Annotated in this window: 14 protein-coding genes; 13 read left to right on the top strand and 1 reads right to left on the bottom strand. The window is 66.0% G+C overall.

The genetic code is table 11. From position 1 onward, the window contains the following. The gene (locus tag ACFWB0_RS15680; RefSeq protein WP_378491383.1) at positions 1 to 981 is read right to left on the bottom strand and encodes a GNAT family N-acetyltransferase; all 981 of its coding nucleotides are present in this window, start codon (positions 979 to 981) and stop codon (positions 1 to 3) included. A 70-nt stretch (positions 982 to 1,051) separates the two neighbouring features. Between ACFWB0_RS15680 and ACFWB0_RS15675 the strand changes: the two genes are divergently transcribed. From ACFWB0_RS15675 to ACFWB0_RS15615, 13 genes are all read left to right on the top strand, one after another. Next, positions 1,052 to 2,341, top strand: coding sequence for an ATP-grasp domain-containing protein (locus ACFWB0_RS15675; RefSeq protein WP_378491382.1), 1,290 nt, complete (start codon positions 1,052 to 1,054; stop codon positions 2,339 to 2,341). An 11-nt stretch (positions 2,342 to 2,352) separates the two neighbouring features. Continuing rightward, positions 2,353 to 4,401: a CocE/NonD family hydrolase gene (locus tag ACFWB0_RS15670; protein WP_378491381.1), complete on the top strand. Its 2,049-nt coding sequence runs from the start codon at positions 2,353 to 2,355 to the stop codon at positions 4,399 to 4,401. Between the two features lie 98 nt (positions 4,402 to 4,499). Continuing rightward, a complete protein-coding gene (mftE, locus tag ACFWB0_RS15665; RefSeq protein ID WP_378491380.1) occupies positions 4,500 to 5,186 on the top strand; it encodes a mycofactocin biosynthesis peptidyl-dipeptidase MftE in 687 nt (228 codons plus the stop codon). Next, positions 5,183 to 6,601, top strand: coding sequence for a mycofactocin biosynthesis glycosyltransferase MftF (gene mftF / locus ACFWB0_RS15660; protein WP_378491379.1), 1,419 nt, complete (start codon positions 5,183 to 5,185; stop codon positions 6,599 to 6,601). Before mftE ends, mftF begins: the two co-directional genes overlap by 4 nt. A gap of 1 nt (position 6,602) precedes the next feature. Further along, entirely contained in the window at positions 6,603 to 8,102 is a 1,500-nt protein-coding gene (gene mftG / locus ACFWB0_RS15655) for a mycofactocin system GMC family oxidoreductase MftG (RefSeq protein ID WP_378491378.1), read from the top strand. A gap of 36 nt (positions 8,103 to 8,138) precedes the next feature. Beyond that, on the top strand, positions 8,139 to 9,437 hold the full coding sequence (locus tag ACFWB0_RS15650; RefSeq protein WP_378491377.1) for a transcriptional regulator: 1,299 nt from the start codon (positions 8,139 to 8,141) through the stop codon (positions 9,435 to 9,437). 71 nt (positions 9,438 to 9,508) lie between these two features. Further along, the gene (adh, locus tag ACFWB0_RS15645; protein WP_378491376.1) at positions 9,509 to 11,032 is read left to right on the top strand and encodes an aldehyde dehydrogenase; all 1,524 of its coding nucleotides are present in this window, start codon (positions 9,509 to 9,511) and stop codon (positions 11,030 to 11,032) included. A 104-nt stretch (positions 11,033 to 11,136) separates the two neighbouring features. Beyond that, positions 11,137 to 11,670 carry a DUF779 domain-containing protein gene (locus tag ACFWB0_RS15640; protein WP_378491375.1) on the top strand — a complete coding sequence of 178 codons (534 nt, stop codon included), beginning with the start codon at positions 11,137 to 11,139 and terminating at the stop codon, positions 11,668 to 11,670. A gap of 94 nt (positions 11,671 to 11,764) precedes the next feature. Then, positions 11,765 to 13,180: an ethanolamine ammonia-lyase subunit EutB gene (locus ACFWB0_RS15635; RefSeq protein ID WP_378491374.1), complete on the top strand. Its 1,416-nt coding sequence runs from the start codon at positions 11,765 to 11,767 to the stop codon at positions 13,178 to 13,180. After that, the gene (gene eutC / locus ACFWB0_RS15630; protein ID WP_378491373.1) at positions 13,177 to 13,962 is read left to right on the top strand and encodes an ethanolamine ammonia-lyase subunit EutC; all 786 of its coding nucleotides are present in this window, start codon (positions 13,177 to 13,179) and stop codon (positions 13,960 to 13,962) included. The genes ACFWB0_RS15635 and eutC overlap by 4 nt, the downstream gene beginning before the upstream one ends. Positions 13,963 to 14,050: 88 nt before the next feature. After that, entirely contained in the window at positions 14,051 to 14,599 is a 549-nt protein-coding gene (locus ACFWB0_RS15625; RefSeq protein ID WP_378491372.1) for a hypothetical protein, read from the top strand. Between the two features lie 153 nt (positions 14,600 to 14,752). Next, entirely contained in the window at positions 14,753 to 16,135 is a 1,383-nt protein-coding gene (locus tag ACFWB0_RS15620) for an MFS transporter (RefSeq protein WP_378491371.1), read from the top strand. 141 nt (positions 16,136 to 16,276) lie between these two features. Continuing rightward, on the top strand, positions 16,277 to 17,935 hold the full coding sequence (locus tag ACFWB0_RS15615; protein WP_378491370.1) for an AMP-binding protein: 1,659 nt from the start codon (positions 16,277 to 16,279) through the stop codon (positions 17,933 to 17,935). Positions 17,936 to 17,948 lie beyond the last annotated feature (13 nt).

The following is a 17,948-nucleotide window of genomic DNA, read 5'->3' as shown; positions in this document are numbered from 1 at the left end:
TCAGTCGAGCGCGCGCACCATCGCGATACGTGGCCACTGCCCGATGCCGCGTGCCCGCTCGTCGGCGAGAATCGCCCCCAACTCTGGTGTGACACGGGTGTCGTCCACGTTCTCGAAGCCGAGTCGCTCGTAGTACGGCGCGTTCCAGGGGACGTCGCGGAATGTGGTGAGTGTCAATGCGGCGCAACCGCGATCGCGTGCTCCCGCCGCGGCATGGTCGATGAGTGCTCGACCCACTCCGCGTCGCGCGGCATCCGGGTGCACCGACACCTGTTCGATGTGGAGTCCGTCGTCGACGTCTGTAGCGACGAGATATCCTATCGGGTAGTTCTTTTCGTCGACGTACACCCAGCATCGGGCGGCATCGAGGTAGGTTCGGAGCTCAGCGATCGTGGGCGGTTCGTCGTCCGCCACCAACGACATCCCGATGTCGGCGAACGGTTGCCCGGCGGCACGTTCGATGTCCTGCAGGGCGGGCAGTTCGTGCTCGGTTGCCCGGCGGATCGGCGGCAGGTCCTTGCAGAAGTACAACGCGGCCTCTGTGTCGGCATAGTGACCGTAGCGCTCGGGCATCGGATCGTATCCGGCAGTCGCGTACATCGCGATGGCTTCGGGCTGCTCGATGCCGGTTTCCAAGATCACACGTCGTCGGCCGGCGTCGGCGGCGGTGCGTTCGAGCGCGTCGAGAACGCGCCGTGCGATGCCTCGCCGACGAGCGTCCGTGCGCACGTACATCCGTTTGAGCTCTGCATCGCCGTCACGGAGACCGGCGTGCGTCGAATCCTTGGCCCGCCAGCCGCCGATCCCCACCGGCGTCCCGTGCTCGTGTGCGAGCAGGAAGAGGCCGTGTGGTGCCAGGAACTCGTTCGGGTGCAGTTCGGTGTCGTCGTAGCTGCCGTAGCGGCGAACGTATTCGAGCTGGACCTCGTCGAGGAGTTCCTGCACATCCGGGTCGTCGAGTGGTCGAGGTTCGATCTGCACGTCAGGGAGCGTACTCACCCGTCGTGACGGGCCGATGTTTGCACTCGCGCGGAGCGGGCATCCGTTCTGGATGGCAAAGAATGTATTCGTCCTCGGCGTGACCGACCAGCAACGCGAAGAACTCGGCACGGTCAGCGACGCCGATGAACTGGAATTTCACGGACTGCTCGACTACCACTCCCTCGTCGACCCCGACACGTACAAGTTTCGTGAGTTGCTCGACAGGGCGCGGCAGCAACTCGACGAATTCGACGGAAGCGTCGACGCGATCATCGCTCACTGGGACTTCCCGACGAGTGTTCTTGCCCCGATCCTGGCAGCCGAACGCGGACTGCCTGCACCGAGCCTGCGCAGTGTCCTGAAGTGCGAACACAAGGCGTGGAGCCGGCTCACCCAGCGGGAGGTCATCCCAGAGTGTGTTCCGGGCTTCTCGATGTTCGACCCGTTCGACGACAACCCCCTCGACACGATCGAGCTCGACTTTCCCTTCTGGATCAAACCGGTGAAGTCGCATTCCTCCCAGATGGGCTTCGAGATCCACGACGCGGAGCAGTTCGCATCGGCCCTCGAAGAGGTCCGCGCCAACATCGGACTGGTGGGAGATGCGTTCGACGAGGTGCTGGCGACCGTCGAACTTCCCGATGCGTTGGGCGGCAGCGGCGGCACGTCGTGTCTTGCCGAGCAGATCATCACCGGCAGGCAGGTCGCTCCCGAGGGGACGATGTTCCGAGGCGAGTACAAGATCCACGGAGTGTTCGACATGTGGACGGATGCGGAGGGGCACAGCTTCGACCGCCTCGACTATCCCGCTTCATCCGTTCCTGACGAGGTGCAGCAGCGCATGATCGACCTCACCGAGCGCTACCTGCGGCACATCGAATTCGACAACGGATGCTTCAACAGTGAATTCATGTGGGACGAGACGACCGACACCCTGTCTCTCATCGAGGTCAATACGCGGATCTCGCAGTCACACAGTGACCTGTTCGTCAAGGTGGACGGAACATCGAACCACGAAGTGGCGATCGACGTCGCCCTCGGCAGGCCACCGCGCATCGTCCCCAGCCAGGGCAAGTTCGCGGTGGCCTCCCAGTGCCACATCGGGTACTACTCCGACGGACTCGTGCGGGGTGTTCCCGGCGACGACGACTTCGCACGGCTCCGTGAACAGGTGCCGGAGACCGTCGTCGCGATCAAGGTGGCGCCCGGGGATCGGCTTTCCGAACTGCCGAACCAGGACGGATACCGAACGAATCTGGCGACGCTGTCCATCGGTGCAGACTCCACGGATGAACTTGCGCGGTCGTTCGAACGTGCCACCGAGTTGCTGCCCTTCGACATCGCACCGGTCCAGGAATAGGAGCGGCCTGTATGCACACCGTGACGTCCTTTCCCCACCAGGTGCGTGTCATCGAGAACACCTTCATCGACATGCCGGACGGGGTCCGGCTGTCCGCCCGGATCTGGCTGCCGGAGGATGCAGAGAACAATCCCGTTCCGGCTGTGCTGGAGTACATTCCTTATCGCCACCGCGACACCACACGTGCACGCGACGACCTCAACCACCCCTATATCGCAGGCCATGGATACGCGAGCGTCCGAGTGGACCTTCGGGGGAGCGGCAACTCCGGCGGCGTGCTCGAAGACGAATACCTCGAGTCCGAGCAGGACGACGCGTGCGTGGTGATCGACTGGATCTCGAAACAGCCGTGGTGCGACGGCAACGTCGGCATGATGGGAATCTCCTGGGGCGGGTTCAACAGCCTGCATGTCGCTGCCAAACGTCCGCCTGCGCTCAAAGCGATCATCAGTGCATCGGCCACCGACGACCTGTACGTCGACAACATGCACTACATGGGGGGCTGTCTGCTGTCCGACAATCTGTCGGAGGCAACCGTGATGTTTGCGTTCAACAGCATGCCGCCGGATCCGGCCATCGTCGGCGACGCATGGCGCGACATGTGGCTCGATCGTGTGCAGAACAGCGGTCTGTGGGTGGAGAAGTGGCTCTCCCACCAGCACCGCGACGACTACTGGAAGCGTGCTTCCGTCAACGAGAACTACGCCGACGTCGCATGTCCGGTTTTCGCGGTCGGTGGCTGGGCCGACGGCTACACCAACGCCATCTTCCGCTTGATGGAGAATCTCGACGTGCCGCGGAAGGGGCTCATCGGCCCATGGGGACACAAGTATCCACATCAGGGTGTACCCGGGCCCGCGATCGGGTTCCTGCAGGAAGTCGTGCGGTGGTGGGACTACTGGCTCAAGGGCATCGACAACGGGGTCATGGACGAGCCCATGCTTCGCATGTGGCGCCAGGACAGCGTCCCACCCAACCCGTCTTATCCGGAACGCCCCGGCAGATGGATCAGTGAGCCGTCCTGGCCGTCCCCCCACCTCGACACCCGGGAGTACACCCTCACCCGGTTCGCTCTCGACCCCGAGGCCACGTCCGACACCGCGGTGCGCCGCGACCTCACCGTGCGGTCTCCGATGAGTTCGGGTATGGCGGGCGGAAAGTGGGCATCGTATGCCGCAACCCCCGACCTGCCGTCCGACCAGCGTGAAGAGGACGGTGGCGCGCTGGTGTTCGAGACGGAACCCCTCGGTGAGTCCTTGGAGGTAGTGGGTCTGCCGAAGGTCGACCTGACGGTCGCCGCAGACAAGCCGGTCGCGATGGTCGCGGTCCGGCTGAGCGACGTCGCACCCGATGGGCAGGCGACGCGGGTCACCTACGGACTGCTCAACCTCACACACCGCGACGGAAGCGCCGACCCGCAGCCCCTCGAACCCGGCCGTCGGTACGAGGTGCGGGTGAAGCTCAACGGCATGGCCCACGAGTTTCCGATCGGGCATCGGATTCGACTGTCCATCTCGACCTCGTACTTCCCGCTCGTGTGGCCGTCACCGGAAGCGACGACACTCACGGTGACGACCGGCAGCAGTCGCGTGATGCTCCCGGTCCGGCCCCGCCGCGACGCCGACGACGCGGGGCTTCGCCCCTTCGGTGAACCCGAGGCCGCGGAGCCGTTGAGCGTCACCCAGATCGAGACGGGCGAACACCACTGGCGCACCACACGCGATCTCGAAACCGCAGTCACAACCTTGGAAATCAAGGACGACCAGGGCGAGTTCGTCATCGACGAAACAGGAACCGTACTGAGGCGGGCCACGACCGAATGGTTCAGTTTCCAGGGCAACGACGTCGAGTCCGCTCGTGGTGAGACCCAGACGGTCCGCTATATAGGACGTGGCGACTGGCAAACCGAGGTCCGCACCCGCACGGTGCTCACCTCGACTCCCGAGGACTTCGTGATCACCGCACAGTTGGACGCGTACGAGTTCGATCGCTTCCACGACACCAGCAGACGCATCCACTCCGAGAACTGGAACCGCACGATTCCTCGCCGATTGGTCTGACGACCGCCGCGCCGACCCGGCGACTGCCGCACGGTCTCATCGCTGCGGTAGTCGACCGGGTGACGGCGGCGCTCCCGCCACCCCCTAGCATCGGAGCGGTGACACGGGAGCTTGCCAACGACTACTGGCCGGACGTCGAATCCGGAGTAGTGACGGTCGCCGTTCCCGTAGGTGCGTTCGAGCAGCACGGCCCCCACCTGCCTCTCGACACGGACACACGAATCGCCACGGCCGTCGCCGAGGCGCTGCCCGACGTCGCGATCATGCCTGCCGTCGCCTACGGGGCGAGCGGGGAACACGAAGCGTTCGCGGGCACCGTGTCCATCGGCGCCGAGGCGCTGAAGACACTCATCGTCGAATACGGCCGATCGGTGTGCCGATGGGCGCATCGGGTGGTGTTCGTCAACGGGCACGGTGGCAACGCATATCCGCTGGCGGAGGCGGTGACCCTGCTGCGATACGAAGGTCGCGACGCCGCGTGGCTCGCCTGCGCGATCCCGGGTGCCGACGCACACGCCGGTGAAACCGAGACCAGCCTCATGCTGCATCTCGCTCCGCACACGGTGGACATGAACCGTGCAGCTGCCGGCGCGACTGATCCGATCAGCACTTTGATGCCACGACTGCGTGAAGCCGGTATCGTTTCGGTGTCCGCGAACGGGGTCCTCGGAGACCCGACATCCGCTTCCGCGGACCGGGGCGCGGTCCTGTTCGCGGCGCTCATGGACAGGGCGACTGCACAGGTCGCCGAGTGGCAGCCAGGTAAGGAGGGGAGACTGCGGTGAGTCGGTCGACGTCACCACGCGTAGCGCAGACCCGACTGGCCAGGCTTCCCGACGGCTTCGGGGTGCGTATCGATCCGCGCGTGCGCAAGTTCGCTGCGGGCCGTGTCCTGATCGGTGGTTCACCCACCCGCATGCTCAAGCTGGCTCCCGTTGCCGCAGCCATGATCGACGGAGATTTCCTCGAAGTCGTCGATTCGCAAACCGCGGTCGTCGCGAGGCGACTGCTCGACTCCGGGGTCGGAAACCCTCGTCCCACCGTGTTGCCGTCGACGTCCACCGTCACCGTGGTGATCCCCACCAAGAACAACGACGCGGGCCTGCGACGGCTGTTGCAGGCGTTGCAGGGGCACGAGGTCATCGTCGTCGACGACGGCTCCGACATTCCCATCAAGACGCCCGAGAAGGGCAAGGTTCGTGTGCTTCGGCACGATGTGTCGCGGGGGCCTGCCGCTGCACGGAACACCGGATTACGCGACGCATCAACGGAGTTCGTGGCGTTCCTCGACTCCGACGTCGTACCCCGGCTCGGGTGGCTCGAAGCGAGCCTCGGGCACTTCAGCGACCCGGCCGTCGCTCTCGTGGCCCCGCGCATCGTCGCGCTCGATCCGGACAACAGTGTGCTCGCCCGGTACGAGCACTCGAGGTCGTCGCTGGACCTGGGGCGGCGCGAGTCCGCGGTGGTAGCGGGCGGCCCCGTCTCCTATGTGCCGAGTGCGGCTCTGCTCGTGCGCCGTCATGCACTGGAGGCGTGCGGGGGATTCGACGAGTCGATGCAGGTGGCGGAGGATGTCGACCTGTGCTGGCGACTGCAGACCGAGGGTTGGCGGCTACGGTACGAACCCATCGCCCGTGTCGCACACGATCATCGGACCAAGTTCCGGAACTGGATCACCCGCAAAGCATTTTACGGAACGGGCGCTGCCCCGCTGGCCGCTCGCCACCCGGGATCGGTGCCGCCGATGGTGATGTCGATCTGGACTCTCCTCGCGTGTCTCGCGCTTGCGACCTTCACCCGGGTCGGTGCGGTGGGCGCACTGCTCACCCAAGTGGTGACGCTCGTGCGGCTGCGTCGGATGTTCGCCGAACTCGACCAGCCGACCCGGATCGCAGCCGTACTCACCGCCCAAGGGTTCGCCGGAGGTCTGTGGCAGGTCGCGTCGGCGGTGTGCCGACATTATTGGCCGGTGACCGTGGTCGCGTCGCTGTTCTCCTCGAAGGTTCGGCGCGCTGTTCTGGCTTTCGCTGTGGCCGAGGGGATCTGGGATTGGGCCGGCCACCGCGAGGAGGGCGGTGTCGATCCGATCAGGTACGTGCTCTACAAACGACTCGACGACCTCGCGTACGGCGCAGGCCTGTGGAAAGGCGCGATCGACGCCCGCGATCCGTCGGCACTGATCCCTGACATCCGGAACTGACATGCTCCCGCAGCATGCCGACATTGTGGTGATCGGCGGGGGCAGTTGTGGCAGCGTGGTCGCCGCGAGACTCAGCGACGATCCGGACCGTTCGGTGTTGCTGCTCGAAGCGGGCCGAGGATACGACGCGGGACCCACCCTTCCGCCGGAGCTGCGTGACGCTGCGCTACTCCCGGTCGGGCCCGAGAGTGGTTGGATCGCAGCCTATTCCGCTCACCTGGCGGAAGGACGCGACGCGACCGTCGTGCGCGGCCGCGGACTCGGTGGTTCCGGCGCGGTCAACGGTGCGTACTTCATCCGTGCGCGCCCGGATGATCTCGGGCATTGGCCACGATCCTGGTCGTACGACGAGGTGCTTCCGTACTTCCGGGCCATCGAATCGGATGCCGACTTCGCCGATTCGGTGCACGGCGGCGACGGCCCGATTCCGGTGATGCGTACACCGCCCGACCGTCTCCATCCCGTCTCCGCCGCGTTCCATTCCGCTGCGGTGGCGGCAGGGCACCGCTCGGTCGATGATCTCAACGCGCCAGGGCCGGTGGGAGTCGGCCGTGTGCCTATGAACGTCCGCGACGGCGTGCGACACGGTCCCGGCCTCGCCTATCTCCTGCCCGCGATGGGCCGACCCAATCTGTCGGTGCATGCCGACACCCAGGTCGTCCGGATCGTCGTGTCGGAGGGGCGCGCGACCGGGGTCGAGATCGCCGACGGGACGAACATCCGCCGGATCGAGGCCGGGCACGTCGTCGTGTGTGCCGGTGCGGTGTGCTCACCGCAGTTGCTGATGCTGTCCGGAATCGGGCCGGCGTCGCAACTGCGCGGTCTGGGACTCGGGGTCGTCCACCACCTCGCCGCGGTAGGCGACGGCTTCAGTGATCATCCGGAAATTGCTGTGCCGTACCGATATCGAGACAATGTTCCCCTGCGCGCGCCGCTCCTCGAATCCGTGCTGCACACCGATGCCCTCGAATTCCGTCCGTACACGGTGCCGTTCGGTGCGGCGATACCCGGGAGCGGTGTCGCCGACCCGATCCTCGGTGTCGTGCTCACGCGCCCCCGCAGTCGCGGAAGCGTGATGTTGAATCCGAACGATCCGTCGGCGCCGCCCGTCCTCGACTACCGCTATCTCCTCCATCACGACGACCGCGACACGTTGCGTGAGGGTGTCCGCGCGGCAGCCGATCTTCTCGCAGACATGCGCGATGTCGTCGCGCCCGGCAGTGCGGACGTCGGATCCGGGCGGCGCGGACCGAGCGACGCGTGGCTCACATCCCACCTCGGGACGTCGCTGCACTTGTCCGGTACGTGTCGCATGGGGGACGGCGAGAACTCCGTGGTCGACGAGAACTGCCGAGTCCACGGCATCGACGGGCTGAGCGTCGTCGACACCTCCGTCTTTCCCGAGGTGCCGAGCCGAGGCCCCCATGCGACCGCGGTGATGCTCGCTCACCGCTTCGCCGCCGGATCGAGCCGAGTCACCGGCAGCACACACCTGTTGTGATCCGGACTACAGTGTCGGCAAGGAGGGCGCCGGCAGATGACTGATCGTGGGACCGCGACGACCAACCCTTGGGTGGCGCTGCGCCCGGGTGAAGACGCAGTTGCGCATGCGCGAGCGGTGCTCCGTGCGCACGGCACGGTCGTCGGCGCATCGGGGCGAGAGCGACCCGACGGTGTGCGTTCGATCGTGCACGACTCCTGGCTCCGGAGCCTGCAGCGGGGCATCGACTCCGACCTGGTCGAGCAACCCGCACTCCTCGCAGGCCACGATCTCGAGCAGCACCGAGCCGATCATCCGATGGCCCTGATCCGGCCGGTCGTGCGCAAGCTCCTCGTCGAGGATGCTGCCGACAGCGGTCTCCTCGTCGCCATCAGTGACGAACAGGGCCGGCTGTTGTGGGTGGAGGGTGATCACAGCGCGCGCGACCGCGCGCAAACCATGAGCTTCGTCGAAGGAGCAGACTGGAGCGAAGACCGCGTGGGCACCAATGCCCCGGGAACCGCTCTGGCACTCGATCATTCGGTGCAGATCTTCGCGGCCGAGCACTTCAACCGGACGGTACACGACTGGAGTTGTTCGGCAGCGCCCGTGCACGACCCGACCAGCGGGCGGATTCTCGGGGCCATCGACATCACCGGCGGGTCGCGGGTGGCGGTGCCGGAGGTCCTGCAGCTCGTCCGCGCGACCGTGGCCGCAGCCGAAGCCGAGCTTCGGCTCCACATGTTGACCTCGCCGCACCTGTTCGGTTCGCCCCTGCCTCGTCTCGGGACGTTCGGATCGGGTCGGCCTACGCTCCACCGCGGGGGTACCCGGGTGTCGCTGTCGCAGCGGCACGCCGAGATCCTGCTGATTCTCGCCGATCATCCCGAGGGACTGAGCTCCGACCGGCTGGCCGTGCTGCTCGACGAGAGTGAACTCGATTCCGTCACCATCAGGGCCGAGATGTCGCGTCTGCGGAAAGTGCTCGGACCGGAGCATCTCGGATCGCGTCCGTATCGGCTGCTCACCGAGCTCGATACGGACGTTGCGGATGTACGCCGCGCGCTCGATCGCGGTGACGCCGCATCGGCCGTCCGCCTCTACAGTGGCCCGGTGCTGCCGGGCTCCGATGCGCCCGGGGTCGAGGAGATCAGGGACGACCTGCGCATCCGGGTGCAGGCGGCATTGCTGCGCGGCGGTGACGGAGATCTGCTCGCGCGGTGGACGGCCTCGGTCCACGGGCGCGACGATCTGGCCGCGTGGTCGGCGTATCTGACCACCCTCGCCCCGACCTCGCCGCAGTACGTGCAGGTGAAGGCGAAGATCGACCGGTTGGACAGGCAGCTCGCAACGTAGTTGCAACCTTCGCGTTCGTAGTGTTCCGAATCACACAAGCTTCGAACCTTCGATGCAACAGGAGACGCACCATGACCGTGTACGCCCGTCCCGGTTCACCCGACGCCCTCATGTCCTTCCAGTCCCGGTACGACAACTGGATCGGTGGCCAGTGGGTCGCGCCGGTGAAGGGGGAGTACTTCGAGAACGTCACCCCCGTGACCGGCCAGGCGTTCACCGAGGTCGCCCGCGGCACCGAAGAGGACATCGAACTCGCACTCGACGCCGCCCATGACGCCGCACCGGCGTGGGGCAAGACCTCACCCGCCGAACGTGCCGTGATCCTCAACAAGATCGCCGACCGCATCGAGCAGAATCTCGAATCCATCGCGCTCGCCGAGTCGTGGGACAACGGCAAGCCGATCCGCGAAACGCTCAACGCCGACATTCCGCTTGCGATCGACCACTTCCGCTACTTCGCGGGTGCCATTCGCGCGCAGGAAGGTTCGATCTCGGAAATCAACTCCGACACGGTCGCCTACCACTTCCATGAACCGCTCGGCGTCGTCGGCCAGATCATTCCCTGGAACTTCCCGATCCTCATGGCCGTATGGAAGCTCGCTCCGGCGCTGGCCGCGGGTAACGCGATCGTCCTCAAGCCTGCCGAGCAGACCCCTGCGTCGATCCTCCACCTGATCTCGATCATCGGCGATCTGCTGCCTCCGGGCGTGCTCAACATCGTCAACGGGTTCGGTGTCGAGGCAGGCAAGCCGCTCGCGTCGAGCCCCCGGATCCGCAAGATCGCGTTCACCGGCGAAACCACCACCGGACGCCTCATCATGCAGTACGCGTCGCAGAACCTGATCCCCGTCACCCTCGAACTCGGTGGCAAGAGCCCCAACATCTTCTTCTCCGACGTCCTGTCCGCGAACGACGACTACCAGGACAAGGCGCTCGAAGGCTTCACAATGTTCGCGCTCAATCAGGGTGAGGTGTGCACGTGCCCGTCGCGTGCCCTCATTCAGCAGGACATCTTCGACGACTTCCTGTCTCTCGCCGCGGTCCGCACGAAGGCAGTCAAGCAGGGCAATCCGCTCGACACCGACACGATGATCGGTGCGCAGGCGTCCAACGATCAGCTCGAGAAGATCCTGTCGTACATCGAGATCGGCAAGAGTGAGGGCGCCAAGGTGATCACCGGTGGTGAGCGCGCCGACCTCGGTGGCGATCTGTCGGGCGGATACTACGTGCAGCCCACGATCTTCCAGGGCGACAACTCGATGCGCATCTTCCAGGAGGAGATCTTCGGACCGGTCGTGTCGGTCACGTCGTTCGGTGACTTCGACGACGCGATCAAGATTGCCAACGACACGCTCTACGGCCTCGGCGCCGGTGTGTGGTCGCGTGACGGCGGCGTCGCCTACCGTGCCGGTCGCGAGATCCAGGCCGGACGGGTGTGGACGAACACCTATCACCAGTATCCGGCGCACGCCGCGTTCGGTGGCTACAAGCAGTCGGGCATCGGCCGCGAGAACCACCACATGATGCTCGACCACTACCAGCAGACGAAGAACCTCTTGGTGTCCTACGCCCCCAAGGCCCAGGGATTCTTCTGATCTCGTTCGAATAACCGCCGGCCGAGTCCGAGCGAATGTATCCTTCGTCTCGATCAATCGAGCCAGGGGTACATTCGCTCGGTGACGGGAAGGTCCACCACCTCATGTCCTCACCGCTTCGTGTCGTTGCGACCGAAGGTGCCGTCGACCTGCTCCGGCGCCTGTCGGACCGGCACGGCCCGCTCATGATGCATCAGTCCGGTGGCTGCTGCGACGGCTCTGCTCCGATGTGTTATCCCGACGGGGATTTCATCGTCGGCGACCGCGATGTGCTGCTCGGGCTTCTCGACCTGCGCCTCGCGGTGGGGGAGACCGCACCGGATCTTCCGTCGGGGAAAAGTTCAGTGCCCGTGTGGATCTCGGGATCGCAGTTCGAGGTGTGGAAGCACACGCAGCTGGTCCTCGATGTGGTTCCGGGCCGCGGTTCCGGATTCAGCCTCGAAACACCGGAAGGGTTGCGGTTCCTGAGCCGAGGTCGCGCCTTCACACCCGAGGAACACGCGTCGTTCGACGACGAGCAACCCCTGCTCGGCAAGAATTGGGATGCAGGCTCGCGTCCCGGACCGGCAGTCGAACCACTCGTCGTGGCGACCGCTTCGGATGCGTGTCCGGTGCCGGGGGTAGTGCCGCCCGCGTAGCGCGTACGTATCGGACACCACACCGTTGCTCCTGCCGCCGACGAAGAAATGCGCGACGATGTGGGTCCGTAGTGCAGACGAGCGGGAGGTGTCGATGACGACGTACCGGCAACAGCTCACCGGGACCACGTACGAGTTCCACGGCATCGTCGACCTGCTGGCGAAGGCAACCCCGCGCAGATCCGGGGACGAACTCGCCGGGTGCGCCGCCGGGACGGAAGCCGAACGGGTCGCCGCGCAATGGGCGCTCGCCGAGGTTCCCCTCGATACGTTCCTCACCGAGACCGTCGTGCCGTACGACAGCGACGAGGTCACCCGGTTGATCCTCGACCGGCACGACGCCGACGCGTACCGACCGGTTGCGCACCTCACCGTCGGCGGCCTCCGCGACTGGCTGCTCGACACCGTCTCCCGCCCCAGCGCCGCCGCCACTCTCGCGTCGCTGTCGTCAGGGCTGACTCCCGAAATGGTCGCGGCCGTAAGTAAACTCATGTCGATTCAGGATCTCGTCGCCATCTCCCGCGCGGTCGAGGTCACGTCGTCGTTCCGCACCACTGTCGGGTTGCCCGGTCGTCTCGCGACCCGCCTGCAACCCAACCATCCCACCGACGACCCCCGGGGAATCGCCGCGGCAGTTCTCGACGGACTGCTCCTGGGATGTGGCGACGCGGTCATCGGCATAAACCCCGCCACCGACTCACCCCACGCGACGTCGGAGCTGCTGCACCTGCTCGACGACATCCGGACGCGGTTCGACATCCCGGTGCAGTCGTGTGTGCTCTCGCACGTCACCACCACGCTCGGCCTGATCGAGGCGGGTGCCCCCGTCGACCTGGTGTTCCAGTCGATCGCTGGCACCCAGGGCGCAAACGAGGGCTTCGGGGTGAACTTGGGGCTGCTGGGGGAAGCGAACGACGCGGGTAGGTCGCTTTCGCGCGGGACCGTCGGCGACAACGTCATGTATTTCGAAACCGGACAGGGCTCGGCGCTGTCGGCGGGTGCGCACCTCGGCACCGACGGCCGTCCCGTCGACCAGCAAACCCTCGAAGCCCGCGCGTATGCGGTGGCACGCGAGTTCGATCCGCTGCTCGTCAACACCGTGGTCGGCTTCATCGGCCCGGAGTATCTCTACGACGGCAAACAGATCATCCGAGCCGGATTGGAAGATCACTTCTGCGGGAAGCTGCTGGGCCTGCCCATGGGTGTCGACGTCTGTTACACGAACCACGCCGAGGCAGATCAGGACGACATGGATACTCTCCTCACGCTGCTCGGCGTCGCCGGAGTGTCGTTCGTGATCACGGTGCCCGGTGCGGACGACGTGATGCTCGGATACCAGTCCCTGTCGTTCCACGACGCGCTGTATGCGCGGCGCGCCCTCGGGCTCCGCGCGGCGCCGGAGTTCGAATCGTGGCTGCAGAGCCTCGGCATGGCCGACGATGTCGGTCGCATCCTTCCCGTCGACGTCGAGTCGTCACCGCTGCGTGCACTTACCGGGGAGGGGGCGTGAACGCGCTCGATCACGGCAGTAGCGAAGGTGACCTCTGGACGACCCTGCGCACCTCGACGCGGGCACGCATCGGACTCGGACGTGCAGGCGACGCGCTCCCCACCTCAAGGCTCCTCGAATTCCGTGCCGCGCACGCCGCGGCTCGCGACGCGGTGCACCGCGAACTCGACGTCGCCGCGCTCACACAGCAGATGGAGCACGCGAACCTGGGCTCCCCCCTGATCGTGCAGAGTCGAGCGTGCGACCGCGGCGAGTATCTTCGCCGACCCGATCTCGGGCGGTTCCCCACCGGTCTCGCGCATCTGCTCGCCTCCGCATCGGACATCGGAATCGTTCTCGCCGATGGTCTTTCGGCGCATGCGCTCGAAGAGCACGGTGTACCCGCCGCGAGGGCGATCGTGGATGCGCTGCCGCGTCACCTGTCGGTCGCACAGCCGGTCATCGCGACCTCGGCGCGCGTCGCGCTCGGCGACCACATCGGTGCGGCGCTCGACGTGCAGACCGTGGTCGTGCTCATCGGAGAGCGGCCGGGACTGTCGTTCGCCGACAGCCTCGGGCTCTACGTGACGCACCATCCGAGGCCCGGCCGCTCCGATTCCGAGCGCAACTGCGTCTCGAACGTGCACCCACCGGACGGCCTCGGGTACGCGCAGGCGGCGCGGGTGGTGACGAGTCTGGTCGACGGCGCGCGACGGTTGGGGCGCTCGGGAGTCGAGCTCAAGGACACCAGCGAGAGGGTCGCAGTGGAGGGCGCCGACACCGGCCGTGGGTCCGGTGGGTGAGAATCGAGGCCGAACCGATCCCGGTTCGTACGTGATGCGGGCTCGACCCGCCCGGCCAGAGCCCCGATGGGGTGACGAGGAGTGAGAAATGGCCTTCGCGGGCAACGTGGACGAGTTGGCACTGCTGCAGACGGTGCGGTTGAAGAAGCAGGTCACGGCGGAGGTGCTGGCGGCTCACCTGGGGGTGTCGGTCTCGTCCGGGCAGGCCGCGCTCGCGGTGCTCGTCGAACAGGGTAAGGCTGCGTCGTCGGACGGCGGTGTCGCGCTGACCGACAAGGGGTTTGCGGAACTGTCCGACCAGCTCGACGCAGAGCGTGTATCCATCGACGAGGACTCCATTGCGGATCTGTTCGAGCAGTTCGGCCCGCTCGACGAGTCGCTCTCGACGCTCCTCGAAGACCCGGATGCGGACGGGTTTCTCGACGCACTGATCGATGTCGATCGGAAGGCTCAGAACCTGTTCGACGACGTGTCCGCGTTCGTTCCGCGACTGTCGCGGTACCAGGATCTGTTCGCGGAGGCACTCGAGAAGATCAAGGGCGGCTCGCTCGCATGGGCGACGGCCGGGAGCATCGACTCGTACGCGACGGTGTGGCGGGAGATGCGCGCGGAGCTCGCAGGCGCGTCCGGAAACTGACACCGTCAAAGTAGTTCGTTCGGCGCACTATGTGACCCCCCTCACTGACACCCCCTTTCGGGGGTGGTGAGGGGGTGAGTCGGATCACTAGTTTTCATCCAACCCGCGGCGACGTTTCCCGGCCGCGGTACGGACGGACAACGGAGGACCGACGTGACCACTGTGTCGACACCCGGGGCGGGTAAGCCGCCGACAGGGCAGGCGGCGGCCGGGGATTCCGGCCCCGCCGCCGGGACAGGACCCGGACAGACCGGAGGCCCCGGTATACGACGTGTCGCGATTGCGAGCTGCATCGGCACGACGATCGAGTTCTACGACTTCTTCATCTACGGCACGGCTGCGGCACTCGTGTTTCCCACGGTGTTCTTCCCGGCGCTCGGTGCTACCGCGGGCACGGTCGCGTCGTTTGCTACGTTCGCTGTCGCGTTCATCGCCCGCCCCGTCGGGGCCATGCTCTTCGGCCACTTCGGCGACCGCATCGGCCGCAAGAAGACCCTCGTCTCGACCCTTCTCCTCATGGGCATCTCGACCCTGCTCATCGGTCTGTTACCCGGGGCAGGCACTATCGGAATCGCAGCCCCGATCATCCTGGTGTTACTACGGTTCGCGCAGGGCTTCGCGGTCGGCGGTGAATGGGCCGGTGCCACACTGCTCACGGCCGAATACGCCCCGCCGGGCAAACGGGGGCTCTATGCGATGTTCCCGCAGCTCGGCCCGGCCATCGCATTCGCGCTCTCGAGCGCAACGTTCCTGTTCACAGGGCTCGCGCTCGGCGATACCAACGAGGCATTCCTCACCTACGGCTGGCGAATCCCGTTCCTGTTCAGCATCGTTCTCGTCGGCATCGGCCTCTACATGCGCCTGGCGATCGAGGAGACACCGGTCTTCCGTGCCGAATCTGCATCCCGCGCAGCAGAACCCGAGGAGAAGCGTTCCCTGCCGTTCCTCGACGCTCTGCGGTATCAGTCCAAGGAGATCTTCCTCGCGGCCGGCGCGCTGTCGATCATGTTCGCGTTCTTCTACCTGGGTACTGCATATCTCACGAGCTATGCGACGACGACCCTCGGCTTCGACCGGCCGTTCGTGCTGATGGTGGGTATCGCGTCGTCGCTGGTCTTCGGCGCGGCGATCGTGCTGTCCGCCCTCTACTCCGACCGGTTCGGCCGTCGACGCGTGATCATGGTGTCGTGCGTGTTCTCCGTCGTCTGGGCGCTGGCACTGTTCCCCTTGCTCGACACGGGTTCCCCCGCCGCGTTCATCGTCGGCATGATGGTCACCCTCGCGATCTTCGGTATCGCGTACGGACCGTGCGGGGCGCTGCTGCCCGAGATGTTCCACACCCGGTACCGCTACACCGGCGCCGGACTCGGCTACAACCTTGCCGGTGTGCTCGGCGGGGCCATCCCGCCGATGCTCGCCGCGCCTCTCGCTGCGGCGTACGGCGGTATCGCGATCGGCATCATGCTCGTCGTGATCGGCCTCGTGAGCCTCGTCTGCACCGCGGCCCTCGTCGAAACCCGCGATCGCGCACTGTAGGAACGGGCGCCTTCCCCGACATCCGGGGGAGGCGCCTTTCTACCGTCGGCAGCTGTCCAGAATCCGCACACCTGCGGCCTCGAAAAGACGAGGATGGTGGGAGAGCCCCCGTCCTGTCCGGCCGCCACCTCAGGAGTCGAGATGACCGGTATCACCGCCCCCGCACTTCCCAGTTACGACTCGGGCGCGTGGAATGTTCCGCTGTTGGGCGACACCATCGGCGACAACCTCGACCGCACCGTCGCACGCCACGGCGCTCGCGACGCACTCGTCGAGCGCGCCACCGGACGACGCTGGACGTACACCGAACTCGCCGCCGAGATCGACGCACTCGCACTGGGCCTGCTGAACGCGGGTATCCGCAAGGGCGACCGCGTGGGAATCTGGGCACCCAACTGCGCGGAATGGACGTTCGTGCAGTACGCCACCGCCAAGATCGGCGCGATTCTCGTCAACATCAACCCCGCGTACCGCTCCCACGAACTGCAGTACGTGCTCGCGCAGGCGGGCATCCGGATGCTGATCTCCGCACCGGAATTCAAGACCTCCGACTACGCCGCAATGATCGGTGAGGTCCGCGGCGAGTGCCCCGAGCTCGAACAGGTGGTCCTGATCGGCCGCCCCGAGTGGGACGAGCTCGTGGCCTCGGGACGCTCGGCGCTCGGCACCGGGCGGGGCGCACTCGATGCTGCCGCGCGCGACCTGTCGCCGGACGACGCCATCAACATCCAGTACACCTCGGGAACCACCGGATTCCCCAAGGGCGCCACCCTGAGTCACCACAACATCCTCAACAACGGGTTCTTCGTCGGCGAACTGTGCCATTACACCGAGCAGGACAAGGTGTGCATCCCGGTTCCCTTCTATCACTGCTTCGGCATGGTCATGGGCAATCTCGCATGCACGAGTCACGGTGCCACCATGGTCATCCCCGCGCCGGCCTTCGAAGCTGCCGCCACCCTCGCAGCTGTCGCCGAGGAGCGCTGCACCTCCCTGTACGGAGTCCCGACGATGTTCATCGCCGAGCTCGCCGACCCGTCCTTCGACACCGTCGATCTGTCCTCCCTGCGCACCGGCATCATGGCGGGCTCCCCGTGTCCGGTGGAGGTGATGAAGCAGGTCATCGAGCGTATGGGCATGAGCGAGGTGTCCATCTGCTACGGGATGACCGAGACCTCCCCGGTGTCGCTGCAGACCCGCAGCGACGACACCATCGAGCAGCGGGTGTCGACCGTCGGGAGGGTCGGGCCTCACATCGAGGTCAAGATCGTCGATCCGAGCACCGGACTCACCGTGCCGCGAGGTGAGACGGGGGAGCTGTGCACTCGTGGCTATTCGGTGATGCTCGGCTACTGGAACGACCACGAAAAGACGGCCGACGCGATCGATGCGGCCCGGTGGATGCACACCGGCGATATCGGCGTGATGGACGCCGAGGGATACGTCTCGGTCACGGGCCGGATCAAGGACATGGTCATCCGCGGCGGTGAGAACATCTATCCGCGTGAGATCGAGGAATTCCTCTACACCCACCCCGACATCGTCGACGCCCAGGTCGTAGGTGTTCCGGATGCGAAATACGGCGAGGAGTTGATGGTGTGGGTGCGCCTGCGTGCGGACGCCGACGAACTCGACGCACAGTCACTGCGCGCATTCTGCACCGGCAAGCTCGCGCACTACAAGATCCCGCGCTATGTCCATGTCGTCGACGAGTTCCCCATGACGGTCACCGGCAAGATCCGCAAGGTCGAGATGCGTGAAGCGTCGGTGCTTCTTCTCCAGGAGGTCGATCAGTCCTGATCCACACGTAGCG

It is taken from the genome of Rhodococcus sp. NPDC060086, from assembly GCF_042730275.1.
In the GTDB taxonomy this organism is placed as follows: Bacteria; Actinomycetota; Actinomycetes; order Mycobacteriales; family Mycobacteriaceae; genus Rhodococcus.
The sequence above is the reverse complement of the archived record's forward strand: the minus strand, read 5'-3'. Positions and strand labels throughout refer to the sequence as shown.